Annotated in this window: 16 protein-coding genes and 2 tRNA genes; 9 read left to right on the plus strand and 9 right to left on the minus strand. The window is 54.7% G+C overall.

Going from position 1 to position 15,066, the window contains the following annotated elements; genetic code table 11:
* Positions 1-25: 25 nt before the first annotated feature.
* The gene (locus tag UTM25_RS09700; protein WP_063439643.1) at positions 26-1,210 is read right to left on the minus strand and encodes a NupC/NupG family nucleoside CNT transporter; all 1,185 of its coding nucleotides are present in this window, start codon (positions 1,208-1,210) and stop codon (positions 26-28) included.
* 251 nt (positions 1,211-1,461) lie between these two features.
* On the opposite strand from UTM25_RS09700, the gene efeU reads away from it, so the two are divergent.
* From efeU to phoH, 4 genes are all read left to right on the plus strand, one after another.
* Positions 1,462-2,295: an iron uptake transporter permease EfeU gene (gene efeU / locus UTM25_RS09705; RefSeq protein ID WP_023327085.1), complete on the plus strand. Its 834-nt coding sequence runs from the start codon at positions 1,462-1,464 to the stop codon at positions 2,293-2,295.
* Positions 2,296-2,335: 40 nt separating this feature from the next.
* Positions 2,336-3,463 (plus strand): iron uptake system protein EfeO, encoded by a 1,128-nt coding sequence (efeO, locus tag UTM25_RS09710; RefSeq protein WP_194400046.1) that lies wholly within the window; start codon positions 2,336-2,338, stop codon positions 3,461-3,463.
* Between the two features lie 5 nt (positions 3,464-3,468).
* Positions 3,469-4,752 (plus strand): iron uptake transporter deferrochelatase/peroxidase subunit, encoded by a 1,284-nt coding sequence (gene efeB, locus UTM25_RS09715; protein WP_194400047.1) that lies wholly within the window; start codon positions 3,469-3,471, stop codon positions 4,750-4,752.
* A gap of 500 nt (positions 4,753-5,252) precedes the next feature.
* Positions 5,253-6,041, plus strand: coding sequence for a phosphate starvation-inducible protein PhoH (gene phoH, locus UTM25_RS09720; RefSeq protein WP_194400048.1), 789 nt, complete (start codon positions 5,253-5,255; stop codon positions 6,039-6,041).
* A gap of 81 nt (positions 6,042-6,122) precedes the next feature.
* Here the strand turns inward: phoH and UTM25_RS09725 are convergent, their stop codons facing one another.
* From UTM25_RS09725 to UTM25_RS09740, 4 genes are all read right to left on the minus strand, one after another.
* The gene (locus UTM25_RS09725; RefSeq protein WP_194400049.1) at positions 6,123-6,806 is read right to left on the minus strand and encodes a DUF2076 domain-containing protein; all 684 of its coding nucleotides are present in this window, start codon (positions 6,804-6,806) and stop codon (positions 6,123-6,125) included.
* A gap of 354 nt (positions 6,807-7,160) precedes the next feature.
* Positions 7,161-7,248, minus strand: a tRNA-Ser gene (locus UTM25_RS09730).
* 147 nt (positions 7,249-7,395) lie between these two features.
* Positions 7,396-8,073: an isochorismatase family protein gene (locus UTM25_RS09735; RefSeq protein WP_194400050.1), complete on the minus strand. Its 678-nt coding sequence runs from the start codon at positions 8,071-8,073 to the stop codon at positions 7,396-7,398.
* Positions 8,074-8,093: 20 nt separating this feature from the next.
* Positions 8,094-8,954: a pirin family protein gene (locus tag UTM25_RS09740; protein ID WP_194400052.1), complete on the minus strand. Its 861-nt coding sequence runs from the start codon at positions 8,952-8,954 to the stop codon at positions 8,094-8,096.
* A gap of 109 nt (positions 8,955-9,063) precedes the next feature.
* Here UTM25_RS09740 and UTM25_RS09745 point away from each other — a divergent pair, with 109 nt between their 5' ends.
* Positions 9,064-9,969, plus strand: coding sequence for a LysR family transcriptional regulator (locus tag UTM25_RS09745; RefSeq protein WP_063439161.1), 906 nt, complete (start codon positions 9,064-9,066; stop codon positions 9,967-9,969).
* 128 nt (positions 9,970-10,097) lie between these two features.
* Here the strand turns inward: UTM25_RS09745 and UTM25_RS09750 are convergent.
* Positions 10,098-10,185, minus strand: a tRNA-Ser gene (locus UTM25_RS09750).
* Positions 10,186-10,417: 232 nt separating this feature from the next.
* On the opposite strand from UTM25_RS09750, the gene ghrA reads away from it, so the two are divergent.
* The 4 genes from ghrA (at position 10,418) to UTM25_RS09770 (ending at position 13,333) form a co-directional block, all read left to right on the plus strand.
* Positions 10,418-11,356 (plus strand): glyoxylate/hydroxypyruvate reductase GhrA, encoded by a 939-nt coding sequence (gene ghrA, locus UTM25_RS09755; protein WP_194400054.1) that lies wholly within the window; start codon positions 10,418-10,420, stop codon positions 11,354-11,356.
* 84 nt (positions 11,357-11,440) lie between these two features.
* Entirely contained in the window at positions 11,441-12,178 is a 738-nt protein-coding gene (locus UTM25_RS09760) for a phosphatase (RefSeq protein ID WP_194400056.1), read from the plus strand.
* 21 nt (positions 12,179-12,199) lie between these two features.
* Positions 12,200-12,754, plus strand: a complete 555-nt coding sequence (locus tag UTM25_RS09765) for a molecular chaperone (RefSeq protein WP_194400058.1) — start codon at positions 12,200-12,202, stop codon at positions 12,752-12,754.
* A 96-nt stretch (positions 12,755-12,850) separates the two neighbouring features.
* A complete protein-coding gene (locus UTM25_RS09770) occupies positions 12,851-13,333 on the plus strand; it encodes a DUF1097 domain-containing protein (protein ID WP_194400060.1) in 483 nt (160 codons plus the stop codon).
* Positions 13,334-13,376: 43 nt separating this feature from the next.
* On the opposite strand, the gene csgG is transcribed toward UTM25_RS09770, so the two are convergent.
* Genes csgG through csgE form a run of 3 tightly spaced genes read right to left on the minus strand, consistent with a single transcriptional unit; the run spans position 13,377 to position 15,063 of the window.
* Positions 13,377-14,210 (minus strand): curli production assembly/transport protein CsgG, encoded by an 834-nt coding sequence (gene csgG / locus UTM25_RS09775; RefSeq protein WP_024908984.1) that lies wholly within the window; start codon positions 14,208-14,210, stop codon positions 13,377-13,379.
* A gap of 26 nt (positions 14,211-14,236) precedes the next feature.
* Positions 14,237-14,650: a curli production assembly/transport protein CsgF gene (csgF, locus tag UTM25_RS09780; RefSeq protein ID WP_023311106.1), complete on the minus strand. Its 414-nt coding sequence runs from the start codon at positions 14,648-14,650 to the stop codon at positions 14,237-14,239.
* A gap of 23 nt (positions 14,651-14,673) precedes the next feature.
* Positions 14,674-15,063 carry a curli production assembly/transport protein CsgE gene (gene csgE / locus UTM25_RS09785; protein ID WP_045401843.1) on the minus strand — a complete coding sequence of 130 codons (390 nt, stop codon included), beginning with the start codon at positions 15,061-15,063 and terminating at the stop codon, positions 14,674-14,676.
* Positions 15,064-15,066: the final 3 nt, after the last annotated feature.

Genomic DNA, 15,066 nt, shown 5'->3' on the forward strand with positions numbered 1-15,066 from the left:
GCGAAGCGCCGCTGGGCAAAAACATTTACAACACCAGCCCCGCAAAGCTCGCCGACAGCAGGCTCACCAGCGTCGCGCCGTACACCAGACGCAGACCAAACCGCGACACCACGTTCCCCTGCTGCTCGTTCAGGCCCTTAATCGCCCCCGCCACAATGCCGATGGACGCGAAGTTCGCGAACGACACCAGGAAGACGGATAAAATGCCCAGCCCGCGCGGGGACATCTGATGCGCGATTTTTTGCAGCTCAATCATCGCCACAAATTCATTCGCCACCAGCTTGGTTGCCATAATACTGCCCGCGTTCAGGGCGTCGCTTAGCGGAATCCCCACCAGCCACGCCAGGGGATAAAATACGTAACCCAGGATCTGCTGGAAGCTCATGCCAAATACGCTGGAGAAGAGGGCGTTAACGGCGCTAATTAGCGCGATAAAGCCAATCAGCATCGCCAGAATAATCATCGCCACCTTAAAACCGGCCAGAATATACTCGCCGAGCATCTCGAAGAAGCTCTGCGATTCGTGCAGTTTTTCCAGCTTGATATCCGGCTCCGCTTCCGGGCGCGCCGGGTTGATGACGGAGAGAATAATAAAGGTGCTGAACATGTTCAGAATCAACGCCGCGACGACAAATTTGGCATCGAGCATGGTCATATAGGCGCCGACTATCGACAGGGAGACCGTCGACATGGCCGTGGCCGCCATGGTGAAGAGACGACGCGAGGAGAGATCGCCCAGCACGCCTTTGTAGGCAATGAAGTTTTCCGACTGGCCGAGGATCAGCGAACTCACCGCGTTAAAGGATTCCAGCTTGCCCATGCCGTTCAGTTTCGACAGCAGCGTGCCGATGACCCGAATAAAAATCGGCAGGATCCGCCAGTGCTGAAGAATACCAATCAGTGCGGAAATAAAAATAATCGGACAAAGTACGCCGAGGAAAATGAACGCCAGCCCTTTTTCCCCCATTCCGCCAAAGACGAAATTGGTCCCTTCACCGGCAAATTTAAGCAGTGACTCAAAAAATCCCGAGACGTATTTAATCAGGAATAACCCGCTTTCGGCGTGCAGGAAAAAGAACGCCAGGGCAATCTCAATGACAATAAGCTGTAAAACATAACGAATGCGAATTTTTCGGCGGTCGAAACTCACCAGCCAGGCGAGCGCAAGAATAATCACCAGCGCCAGCAGGAAATGGACAATCTTAAACATGGTTTATTTTCAGTTGGTTTTTGAGAAGGATATTTAGCCACAGCGCTGGTTAACCGTAAATGGGCAATTTTATTATAACTTATAAACTTAACGGTAACGTCGGCAACTATTAACAGGCTTTGCGTTTACAACTCGTCATCAAAACACCACACATTTCGCTTGTGTTTCTTTTCGCCGTAATGATAATCACTATCACAAGAATTTACCTTTCTTTGCATCAGTTGACCGCGATAAACATTTAAGGTGTCGGCATGTTTGTTCCATTTCTCATTATGTTACGTGAAGGGCTCGAAGCTGCCCTCATCGTGAGCCTCATCGCCAGTTATCTGAAGCGAACCCAGCGCGGACGCTGGATTGGCGTCATGTGGGTCGGGGTATTCCTTGCCGCGGCACTCTGTCTGGGCCTCGGTATCCTCATCAACGAAACCACCGGGGAGTTCCCGCAGAAAGAGCAGGAGCTGTTTGAAGGGATCGTCGCCGTAATTGCGGTGGTAATCCTTACCTGGATGGTGTTCTGGATGCGTAAAGTCTCCCGTAACGTGAAGGTGCAGCTGGAGCAGGCGGTGGATAACGCGCTGCAAAAGGGCAATAACCACGGCTGGGCGCTCATTATGATGGTCTTTTTCGCCGTCGCGCGTGAAGGCCTGGAGTCCGTTTTCTTCCTGCTGGCGGCGTTTCAGCAGGACGTGGGGATCTGGCCGCCTCTGGGGGCCGTGCTGGGTCTTGCTACGGCCGTGGTGCTCGGTTTCCTGCTCTACTGGGGCGGTATTCGCCTGAACCTGGGCGCCTTCTTCAAGTGGACCAGCCTGTTTATTCTGCTGGTGGCGGCAGGGCTGGCGGCGGGGGCGATACGCGCCTTCCACGAGGCGGGCCTGTGGAACCATTTCCAGGACGTGGCGTTTGACCTCAGCAACGTGCTCTCCACCCATTCACTGACCGGCACCCTGCTTGAAGGTATCTTCGGCTATCAGGAAACGCCGAGCGTCAGCGAAGTGGCGATGTACTTTATTTATCTGGTTCCGGCGCTGGTGCTGTTCGCAATGCCGCCGCGTACCGGCACGCAGGCGTCGCGCGTTACGCCATAATTTTTGTTTGAGTTACAACATATTTATAAAGGGAAGAGTCATGGCAATTCAGTTCCGTCGTAGTGCGTTATGCGCAGGCATTGCCGCGCTGTTCGCTTCTGCATTCTCCGCCTGGGGCGCGGATGTACCTCAGGTTAAAGTCACCGTTAATGATAAGCAGTGTGAGCCGATGACCCTCACGGTGAACAGCGGCAAAACCCAGTTCATTATTCAGAACCACAGCCAGAAGGCGCTGGAGTGGGAGATTCTGAAAGGGGTTCTGGTGGTGGAGGAGCGCGAAAACATCGCCCCTGGCTTCAGCCAGAAGATGACCGCCAACCTGCAGCCGGGCGAGTATGAGATGACCTGCGGCCTGCTGACCAACCCTAAAGGGAAGCTTATCGTCAAAGGTGAAGCGACGGCCGATGCGGCGAAAGGCGCTGCGGTGCTGAGCCTGGGCGACGCGATTACGGCGTATAAAGCCTATGTCACGAAAGAGACGGCGGACCTGGCGGCGGCAACCAAAGCCTTTACCGATGCGGTGAAGGCCGGTGACATCGAAAAAGCGAAATCCCTGTATGCGCCAACCCGTCAGCACTACGAGCGTATCGAGCCGATTGCTGAACTGTTCTCTGACCTTGATGGCAGCATTGATGCCCGCGAAGATGATTTCGAGCAGAAGGCCGCCGATCCGAAATTCACCGGTTTCCACCGTCTGGAAAAAGCCCTGTTTGGCGACAACTCTACCAAAGGGATGGAGAAATACGCCGGGCAGCTGAACGGCGACGTGCTGGAGCTGCAAAAGCGCATCAGCGAGCTGGCCTTCCCGCCGTCAAAAGTGGTGGGCGGCGCGGCCGGCCTGATTGAAGAAGTGGCCGCGAGTAAAATCAGCGGCGAAGAAGATCGCTACAGCCATACCGATCTGTGGGACTTCCAGGCCAACGTCGACGGCGCGCAGAAAATTGTTAACCTGCTGCGTCCTCAGCTGCAGAAAGAGAACGGCGAACTGCTGGCTAAAGTGGATGCCAACTTCAAAAAAGTCGACACCATTCTGGCGAAGTACCGGACTAAAGACGGGTTTGAAACCTACGATAAGCTGACCGATGCCGACCGTAACGCGCTGAAAGGCCCGATTACCGCCCTGGCGGAAGATCTCTCTCTGCTGCGCGGCGTATTGGGTCTGGACTAAGCACGATGAATAAGCATAGCGAGAACGACGTGGTTGAGCCTTCACGTCGTCGATTGTTAAAAGGGGTGGGGGCGCTGGGGGGCGCTCTTGCTCTGGCCGGCGGCTGTCCGGTAGCGCATGCGGCGAAACCGCAAAGCGCGCCCGGTACGCTGTCACCCAATGCCCGCATGGAGACGCAGCCATTTTATGGCGAGCATCAGTCGGGCATCCTGACGCCGCAGCAGGCGTCCATGATGCTGGTGGCCTTTGATTCGCTGGCCAGCGATAAAGCCGATCTGGAGCGTCTGTTCCGCCTGCTGACGACGCGCATCGCGTTTCTCACCGCCGGCGGACCGGCACCCGATACGCCGAACCCGCGTCTGCCGCCAATGGACTCCGGCATTCTGGGGCCGTTTATCGCCCCGGATAACCTGACCATTACCGTTTCGCTCGGTGAGTCGCTGTTTGATGCGCGCTATGGGCTGGCAAAACAGAAGCCGAAAGCGCTGCAGAAAATGACGCGTTTCCCGAATGACTCTCTGGACGCGGCGCTGTGTCATGGCGACCTGCTCCTGCAGATTTGTGCCAATACCCAGGACACGGTGATCCACGCCCTGCGCGATATCATCAAGCACACGCCGGATCTGCTGAGCGTGCGCTGGAAGCGGGAAGGGTTTATCTCGGACCACGCCGCCCGCAGTAAAGGGAAAGAGACCCCGGTGAACCTGCTGGGCTTTAAGGACGGTACGGCCAACCCGGACAGCCATGATGGTGCGCTCATGAAGGAGGTGGTGTGGGTCACTGCCGATCAGGGCGAACCGGCGTGGGCGGTGGGCGGCAGCTATCAGGCGGTACGGATTATCCAGTTCCACGTGGAGTTCTGGGATCGCACGCCGCTCAAGGAGCAGCAGACGATCTTTGGTCGCGATAAGCAAAGCGGCGCGCCGCTCGGCATGAAGAACGAGCATGACGTGCCCGACTACGCCAGCGATCCCAATGGCGATACCATCGCGCTGGACAGCCACATTCGTCTGGCCAATCCGCGCACCAAAGAGACGCAGTCCAGCCTGATGATGCGTCGTGGTTACAGCTATTCGCTCGGCGTGACCAACGCCGGACAGCTTGATATGGGGCTGCTGTTCGTCTGCTATCAGCACGATCTGGAGAAAGGCTTCCTGACCGTGCAGAAGCGGCTCAACGGCGAAGCGCTGGAAGAGTACATTAAGCCTATCGGCGGCGGCTATTTCTTTGCCCTGCCGGGCGTGCGCGATCGAAACGCGTACCTCGCTCAAGGTCTTATTGAAGCCTGATAATTGTCCCCGCAACCGTTCGCGGGGACATTATTTTTTCATATGACTATCCTCCTGTTATATTTCTGTAATATTTCTATATGAGACTGATTTCACCTGTAGGGACAGTCTTAAAAGTTGCATTCAGGTAAAATAAATGTTGCATTTATGATAACTCCTGATGTACTAAAGATAAGACAGCGGTAGTTCCCGGCAGTGATGCTGAATCACTATGGAGATCGCGAATGGTTGCGTCCTGTACTGGACAAGGTAAACATAACAACCGCAGCACCCGGCGCGGAGGCTCAGACTCCGGCAGCGATTTCCTCACCACTAAATTCTCCCCCCTTCCTCAAGAATCTGATTCGACCGACGTGCAGAACGGTGCGCGTAGCTGTTCCGTATCGTTATCCGATAAAGCAAGCAATGGCTTACAAGGAAGCCAACCCTCTGATGTTCGTGCGCATAATCGTGCCGAAGCTGGCGCGTGTGATGAATACCAACAACTCAAGGTGCTATCCATGGGAAGACAAAAAGCAGTGATCAAAGCTCGTCGCGAAGCAAAACGTGTGCTGAGACGGGATTCACGTAGCCATAAACAGCGTGAAGAAGAATCGGTCACCTCGCTTGTGCAGATGAGTGGCGTAGAAGCAATTGGCATGGCCCGAGACAGCCGTGATAATTCTCCAATTGTGGCGCGCAATGAGGCTCAGGCGCACTACCTGAATGCTATCGAGAGTAAACAGCTCATCTTTGCAACCGGTGAAGCCGGATGCGGGAAAACCTGGATCAGTGCAGCCAAAGCGGCGGAAGCGCTGATTCATAAGGACGTGGAGCGCATTATTGTTACCCGTCCTGTACTGCAGGCTGATGAAGATCTCGGCTTCCTGCCCGGAGATATTTCGGAGAAGTTTGCTCCGTACTTCAGGCCCGTCTATGACGTGCTGGTGAAGCGACTGGGTGCATCCTTTATGCAGTACTGCCTGCGACCAGAGATTGGCAAGGTGGAAATCGCGCCGTTCGCCTATATGCGCGGACGTACATTTGAAAATGCGGTCGTCATTCTTGACGAGGCTCAGAACGTGACCGCTGCGCAAATGAAGATGTTTTTAACGCGCCTCGGGGAGAACGTGACGGTTATCGTTAACGGCGATATTACCCAGTGTGACCTGCCATCCGGCGTGAAACCCGGGCTGAGCGACGCCATGTCACGTTTTGAGGAAGATGAGATGATTGGGGTGGTACGCTTCACCAAAGAGGACTGCGTGCGTTCAGCGCTCTGTCAGCGCACGCTGCAAGCGTATTATTGAGTTTGCTGTTGTGTTCAAGGCCCGGGAAACCGGGCTTTGTTTTTTTCCCTTGTATGTTTAAAGCCACTTTAGTTAACGTCGTTAAATAAAACTGTCGTCATCATCGCTGTAGTCGTCATCTGCATCGTCGTTCTGCCAGGTGTCGTTATTATTGCCGAAGGGATCGTCCTGGTTGAGGAAGCGGGTGTCAGAGACATTATTAAAGTCGCCGTATTGATTACCAATAAACGGCTCATTACCGGCGGGCGTTGTCGGTTCTTCGATGATGTTCACGATCTCTTCCGGCCGCGACTGATGGAACATACTGGTCAGCATCTCGGCCAGCACGACGCCACCGGCCACGCCAGCGGCTGTTTGCAGCGCGCCTGCCATAAAACTGCCGCCGCGAGGAGCCGAAGCCGGTGCTGCCGCCCGTGAATAATCCTGCGCCGGTGGTGGTTGCTGCTGGGCATTCCAGCTGTTGTCCGGCTGCGGGTTGCTTTTCCCGCCACCAAACAGGCCGCCGAGGAAACTGCCGCCCGTCGAGGGTTTGCTTTTTTGCGCGGCTAATTCGCTTTCAAGCTCCTGAACCCGAGCCTGTAGGCGTTTCAGCGCCGCTTCCTGAATCAAAATCGATTGCGCCATATAGTAGGGGGCCGCAGGCTGCTGTCTGACGAATTCCGCGATCTGACGCTCTGCATCTGCATCCCGTTGGCTGTTTTGTTGTCCGGTCTGTTTCAGACGTTCGAAAAGGCCGTTGATTAGCTGCTGTTCTTCATATTGCATGACAATAACCTTCTGCTCTCCAGGGGGGATACCGCCTAGTTTATCAGCGGTGATAAACTGTGTCTGGAGAGTGAAATGTTTGTTTAAGATTGGTTGCAAGTTAGCTGAAACTCGCTCTGCTTTTGGGGCGAAAAAAAAGCTCGCATTTTCATGCGAGCTCTTCTTTAGATATGGCGGTGAGGGGGGGATTGACTCGCTTTGCTCGCCCTGCGGGCAGACTGTTCGCTACGCTCTCAGTCTGTCCAACTGGCTGTCGCCAGTTGTCGAACCCCGGTCGGGGGTTCTCTTTCCCCCCTTTTCGGAGAATATAAAAGAAAAAAGCCCGTACTTTCGTACGAGCTCTTATCTTGAATATGGCGGTGAGGGGGGGATTCGAACCCCCGATACGTTGCCGTATACACACTTTCCAGGCGTGCTCCTTCAGCCACTCGGACACCTCACCATATTGTTTTGCTGCCTGACCGCTTGGGGGGCAACGGGGCGCTACTATAGGGAGTTGCGCTAACACGGTCAAGCAGATTTTCAGCTTTAGTGCCTGTTCGGTTAAGCATTAATCATCTCCACGGTTTTTACGTCATGGAGCAGGGGATTAACGCTGTGAATCGAGCACTTCGCTGTTTTTAACTACTTCCTGTGCTTTGCCGTAGCTTTCGATCAGCAGCTGGTAAGCCGGGAAGATGTGGGTATACACCTCAGCCCACTCGGCTGCGTCCTCACGGTTCCAGGTTCTCTGGATCTCAGAGGCCACCGCCGCCGTATCCATCGGAACCACTCCTGCTTGCATCACGCGTGCCAGGGTGATCTCCTGCGCCATTTTGCTGTAGGTGCCGGAGGCATCAATCACCGCAAACACCTTATAGCCGTCCGCCACCGCGCTGATTGACGGGAAAGCCATGCAGACGCTGGTGATTGTGCCCGCGATAATCAACGTCTTACGCCCTGTCGCTTTCATCGCCGCAACAAACTCCGGGTTATCCCAGGCGTTGATCTCCCCTTTACGGGCAACATACTGCGCATGCGGCGCGTTGGCGTGGATCTCCGGGATAAGCGGTCCGTTCGGTCCCTGTGGGACGGACGCGGTGGTGATCACCGGGATCTTCGCCAGGGTAGCGATTTTTGCCAGCGCAGCCGCACGGGCGCGCAGTTCCGGCATTGGCATATCCCCAACGGTCTGGAACAGACCGCTCTGGTGATCGATAAGCAACATCACCGCATCGTTCACATCAATAACCGGACGTGCGCCATTAAAATTCGCGGGTGTAGACATTATCTTCTCTTTTATTACGTTCAGATCTGGCCGAAGCGGCCGGAGTTAAAATCACGAATAGCTTCGTTGATTTCGCTTTTACTGTTCATCACAAACGGACCATAGCCCACGATGGGTTCATTCAGCGGCTCGCCGGCCATCAGCAGCACTTTGCTATCGCTGTTCGCCTCCAGGTGCAGTTTGTCGCCTTCCTGACTCAATACGACCAGCTGAGCTTCACCCGCCTGCGTTGTACCGTTTACCGTGATGTTGCCTTCAAGCACGACCAGCGCGGTGCTCCAGCCTTCGGGCTGATTGAGCGTCAGGTGGCTTCCCTGGTTCAGCGCAATATCCCAGACGTTGAGCGGTGAGAAGGTGTGCGCCGGGCCGGTTACAGCCTCGTAGCGACCGGCAATAACCCGCAGCGAACCACTGTTGTCCGGTAGCGTCACGGTCGGGATCGCATCCTTCGTAATGCTCTGGTAGCCCGGTGCCGCCATCTTGTCTTTGGCCGGCAGGTTGACCCAAAGCTGCATCATTTTTAGTTCTCCGCCTTTCTCCGAGAACGCGCTGGAGTGGAACTCCTCGTGCAAAATGCCCGCACCTGCCGTCATCCACTGCACGTCGCCGGGGCCAATGACGCCGCCTTTGCCCGTGGAGTCTCGATGCTCCACTTCACCGGAATAGACGATGGTGACCGTTTCAAAACCCCGGTGAGGGTGTTGACCTACGCCGCGTTTCGCCCCATCAGCCGGAAAGGTGTACGGGCCCGCGTAGTCCAGCAGCAGGAACGGACTCAGCGGCTCGCCGTGCGTCTGATAGGAGAACATTGAACGGACCGGGAAACCATCGCCAACCCAGTGCTGGCGGGGAGCGGTATAAACGCCTGTTACGTTTTTCATGATTAACTCCTGATGTTCTGTTGATGTAATTAGCTTATATTCAGAGTTAATATCCCGGTAGATAGTGAAAATGGCATTCACTGTTCTTAAAATGGAACGATGAGGATTTATGCAGGATCTCAATGACTTCGTCTGGTTTGTGAAGGTGGTGGACTACGGTGGCTTTGCCGCAGCGGGAAGGGCGCTTGATCTGCCAAAGTCCAGGCTAAGCCGCCGGATAGCGCAGCTGGAGGAACGCCTTGGCGTGCGGCTTATCCACCGAACAACCCGACAGTTTACGGTGACCGAGGTCGGGCAGACCTTCTACCAGCACTGTAAAGCGATGATGGTAGAGGCCGAGGCCGCGGAGGAAGCCGTTGCGGCACTGCAGGCTGAACCGCGCGGTGTTGTCAGAATTACGTGCCCGATAACTCTGTTGCATGTCCACGTGGGTCCGATGCTGGCCAGATTTATGGCGCGCTACCCCGGGATCAATCTTCAGCTTGAGGCGACCAACCGGCGGGTAGACCTGGTGGGTGAGGGGGTTGATATCGCTATCCGCGTACGCCCGCGTCCGTTTGATGACAGCGACCTGGTATTAAGGGTGCTGGCTGACAGGGGGCATTGTCTGGTCGCCGGTCCGGCCTTAATTCAACGCATGGGCGAACCCGTTGTGCCATCTGAACTCAGTGCCTGGCCCGGGTTAAGCATGAACGAGGGGAAACATATTCATAAATGGGCGCTGTCAGGTCCCGGAGGTGCCAAAGCGGAGATTCATTACCACCCCCGATTGATTACCACCGATATGCTGGCGCTACGTGAAGCTGCCATGGCAGGCATCGGCGTGGTGCAGCTGCCGATTTTGATGGTCAAGGACCAGCTGGCGTCAGGGGAACTGGTACGGGTGCTCGACGCATGGGAACCTCGACGGGAAGTGATTCATGCGGTTTATCCTTCGCGGCGCGGCCTGCTGCCGTCCGTCAGGACGCTGGTGGATTTTCTGACTGAAGAGTATGCGAAGATGGTGGAGGAGTAGCTTTTTGTAGGTCGGGTAAGCGCAGCGCCACCCGACATAAAGAGCGCAGCGAGGCTCAAGGTTCGAATCCCCAGGTGCGATCCAAAAGAAAAAAGCCCGTACTTTCGTACGAGCTCTCATCTCGAATATGGCGGTGAGGGGGGGATTCGAACCCCCGATACGTTGCCGTATACACACTTTCCAGGCGTGCTCCTTCAGCCACTCGGACACCTCACCATATTGTCATCCCGTTGTTGCCGGGACGGGCGCTAATGTAAGGAAAAGCCGAACTGCCGTCAACTCACTTTTTCAGTAATTTAGCGCGTTTAGACAAACTTCAGGCAACATGATTCTTAAATGTGCTGAAAGCGTCTTTTTTATCAGCAGCACAGTCGCGCTATAAATTTGTTATGCTGACAATCCAGTGAAAAAGCAAAATAAATCAGCGCAATAAAAGGCAGGAATGACTATGGATATACTTTTCTATCACCCCACGTTTGATACGGCATACTGGATCAAGGCGCTTTCGGCGGCGTTACCAGGCGCACGCGTTCGCGAGTGGAAGCGTGGCGATAATGAACATGCTGACTATGCGCTGGTCTGGCATCCTCCGGTAGAAATGCTCCAGGGCCGCAAGCTGAAGGCCGTTTTTGCCCTGGGAGCCGGCGTGGATTCCATTCTGAGCAAACTGAAGGCACATCCTGAAATGCTGCCGGAAGACGTCCCCCTTTTCCGCCTGGAAGATACCGGAATGGGCCAGCAGATGCAGGAGTATGCCGTGAGCCAGGTACTGCACTGGTTCCGTCGCTTCGATGACTATCAGCTATTTAAACAGCAGGCCCACTGGGAACCGCTTACGGATTACCGTCGCGAAGACTTTACGATCGGCATCCTCGGTGCGGGTGTGCTCGGCTCAAAAGTGGCCGAAGCGCTCGCCCCTTGGGGATTCCCGCTGCGCTGCTGGAGCCGCAGCCGCAAGGACTATCCGGGCGTTGAGAGTTTTGCCGGAACGGATGAGCTTCCTGCATTCCTGAAAGAGACACGCGTGCTTATTAACCTGCTGCCAAACACGGCGGAAACGGTAGGGATCATCAATGAAGCCCTGCTCAATCAGCTCGTCGATCAGAGCTACCTGATGAACCTGGCGCGCGGGGTGCATGTCGTGGAAGGCGATCTGCTGAAGGCGCTGGACAGCGGAATGCTCAAAGGCGCCATGCTGGATGTCTATAGCCGTGAGCCGTTGCCCGCGGAAAGCCCGCTGTGGGCGCACCCGCGCGTCGCGATGACCCCGCACGTGGCTGCCGTGACGCGCCCGGCTGAAGCGGTGGCGTATATATCCCATACCATCAGCGAAATGGAAAAGGGTAACGCGGTCACCGGACAGGTCGACAGACAGCGCGGCTACTGAGAGAAACCCGGCGTTCGCCGGGTTTTTGCTAATATTCGCCGCTGATAACTGCTATCCTTTGGAGAAACCGCAGAGGAGAGAGAGATGTATCCCGTTGACCTGCATATGCACACCGTCGCCAGCACCCACGCGTATAGCAACCTCCATGATTATATCGCCCAGGCGAAGCTTAAAGGCATCAAGCTGTTCGCGATCACCGATCATGGCCCGGACATGGCGGATGCGCCGCACTACTGGCATTTTGTGAATATGCGGATCTGGCCACGCCTGGTGGACGGCATTGGGATACTGCGCGGTATTGAAGCGAACATCAAGAATATCGACGGTGAGATCGACTGCACCGGCCCGATGCTGACGTCTCTTGACCTTATCCTCGCCGGCTTCCATGAGCCGGTTTTCCCTCCCCAGGATAAAGCCACCAACACCGCGGCGATGATTGCCACCATTGCCAGCGGCAATGTGCACATTATCAGCCATCCCGGTAACCCGAAGTATCCGATTGATATTCAGGCTGTCGCGCAGGCGGCAGCGAAGCACCGCGTGGCGCTGGAGATTAATAACTCCTCCTTTGTTCACTCGCGTAAGGGCAGCGAAGCCAACTGCCGCGACGTGGCGGCCGCCGTGCGTGACGCGGGTGGCATGGTGGCGCTGGGATCAGATTCTCATACCGCGTTTACGCTGGGTGATTTCAGCGAGTGCCTGAAAGTGCTGAATGATGTTAACTTCCCGGAAGCGCAAATCCTGAACGTGACCCCACGCCGCATGCTCGATTTCCTCGAGTCGCGCGGAATGGAGCCGATTGCCGAATTTGCCGATCTTTAATTGTGTAATGGAATCATAAAAATGAACGAGTTTTCCATCCTCTGCCGCGTGCTGGGTACGCTCTATTATCGCCAGCCGCAAGACCCGCTGTTGGTTCCGCTCTTTACGTTAATTCGTGAAGGCAAACTGGCGCAGAACTGGCCGCTGGAACAGGATGATTTACTGGAACGTCTGCAAAAAAGCTGCGACATGCAGCAGATCGCGACGGACTACAATGCGCTGTTTGTCGGCGATGAGTGCCGCGTTTCGCCATACCGTTCAGCCTGGCAGGAAGGGGCAACGGAAGCGGAAGTCCGCGCGTTCCTCTCCACGCGCGGTATGCCGCTGAGCGATACGCCGGCCGATCATATCGGTACGCTGCTGCTTGCGGCGTCCTGGATCGAAGACAATGCTGGTGATGAGGAGAACGAAGCCATTGAAACCTTGTTCGAAACGTACCTGCTGCCGTGGGTCGGGACATTCCTGGGTAAAGTCGAAGCGCATGCCGCCTCGCCATTCTGGAGAACGCTGGCCCCGCTGACCCGCGATGCTATCGCGGCGATGTGGGATGAGCTGGAAGAAGAAAACGAAGAGTGATTCAGGTCACATAAATTCTGCAACTCAACATTCAAACCTGCACGTAATGTGCTGCTGATCTCATTTCTATGGCGCGCTTCTGCTAAGATGCGCGCCATGAACATATTACTTTGTATCGCAATAACGACAGGTATTCTCTCCGGGCTCTGGGGATGGGTGGCCGTGTCTCTCGGATTGCTCAGCTGGGCCGGGTTCCTCGGCTGTACCGCCTATTTCGCCTGTCCGCAGGGGGGCGTCAAAGGGCTCTTTATCTCTGGCTGCACGCTGATGAGCGGTGTTATCTGGGCGCTGGTGATCATGAAGGGCAGCGCGCTGGCGCCGCATCTGGAGATGCTGGGGTACGTCATGACGGGTGTCGTTGCCTTTTTAATGTGCATCCAGGCTAAGCATCTGCTGCTTTCATTTGTGCCGGGGACCTTTATGGGGGCGTGCGCGACCTTTGCAGGGCTGGGTGACTGGAAGCTGGTGGTCCCCTCCCTGACGCTGGGATTGCTGTTTGGCTATGCCATGAAAAACAGCGGTCTTTGGCTGGCGTCGCGACGGGGAAAAGCGCAAAACATCACGGCAGTGAGCGAATAAAAAAAGGCGAGATAATCATCTCGCCTTTTTTATGCGCTTCCTGTCAGGATTCGGGAGGGACTGACATATCGCGGTATTTCACCAGGATCGGGTTCTGCACGTCTGCTTTGTTTTGCAGATCCCACAGCCCGCGGTCTATACCGTCGTTAATTAAGTAGATCACGCCGGTTTCAATAGCTGACATCAGGCACATCATGACCGGTTCGTTAGAGGTGTAGCCGATTTCACCTTCCAGCAAACGCTGGTAATCGATGAAGCGGAATACCCCAGCCTGAACTTCATAAGACAGAATGGTTTTGCTGGTGTTCACTGAAGAGAGCACTTCGCCTGTACTGACGTTAACCACACGCAGGTTAACGGCGATTTGGTCGAGCTGATACTGGGTATCCGCACCGATACCGAAGTAACGTGCTCCCGCACCACCCGATTTAACGTTACTTTCGTAGCCAATAATCGATCCTTCAATCATCACGTTCGCTGCTGCCAGAGATTCCAGAGGCGTTCGGTTATTGGCCGCGACGGTACCATTTTCCTGTGCGGCGCGAATGATTTTCCGTTCATTCAACAGGTTCTGGAGACCCTGACGTTCCAGCGGAATAAACCAGTGCGAATCCTTGAGCGCGGTAACCAGCATCGCGGTGGCGCTTTGCGGCACGGCCGTGGAGAAGTTACTTGCCGGGTAAGGTTTAAATTGCCCGGTTTCATCCTGAATGTTGTATACGGAGACAAATATTTTCCCCGTTGGAGCAGGTAAATGCGTTAAATCACGATAACTCTGGGCCCGAGGCATTAATGTAGGTTTTGCAGCTTCTTTAGGTGGAGCAGTTAAACAACCGCTCAATAAGCACACTGCAACAAATATCAGGAAGCGCTGCATGATCGTTGTCCTTATTTAGCTATTGTTTAAAAGTCAGTTGAATTACTTTGTAGACCGGAAACCTGAATGGTGGAGATTCTTCCGGTTTTACGATCGGTTACGTTTAACTGAAGCTGTCCGTCCGTGTTGGCGATATCAACGATAAAGTCGTTGGTCACCATCCGGCCGGGTTTACCGGTATTAATGTTGGTCAATAACCCGCCTAAAATTTGCGACTGGATGGCCTGAGTGAAGTTGTCCAGTGCGGACGGGGTATCAATGCTAAAATCCTTTAAGCTCGGATCCTTATAGGAGTTTTGCGCCTGGGCTTCGTTCAGCAGGAACGCGCCGTTATTAGGGTTACCGCCAAAGTTAGGGTTACGGAACTGAAACGTCATGTTTCCGGCCCAGCTGATGGGTGTTATCAGCATTATCGAAACAACTGCATATGCAATACGCATGACAGCCTCCGCATATCGGTTCGCTAGAACTCGTCTTTTGCTAAATCGCTGGTGCTTAATAGGGCTTTATCTATTTGCAGGCGATTAATAGCGTCTTCTGATTGTTCCAGTGCTAAGACGACGTTTTTATCGAAGTCTATTTTGGTCGGGAATAAAAACGTTTGATAAATAACGTTCTGATTAGCCGTTATTGTTATCCAACTTCCCCATCGTGCACTGGGCCGCTCGTTGATTGTTATATTACCCGTGTAAGTACTGTCCCATTTGTCACTGAAGGCACGGTAAAAAGTGTGCCCGACTGATGAGACAGTGTGGTCTGTTAACAATCCGGGAACTTCGACCTCGACGGCCTTCAGATTCCCGGCAGCGAGCAGGAAACTCGCTGCGGCGATCCAACTCAACGTGCGCTTCATGTG

This window comes from Enterobacter sp. 61D5, assembly GCF_034107965.1.
In the GTDB taxonomy this organism is placed as follows: domain Bacteria; phylum Pseudomonadota; class Gammaproteobacteria; order Enterobacterales; family Enterobacteriaceae; genus Enterobacter; species Enterobacter cloacae_M.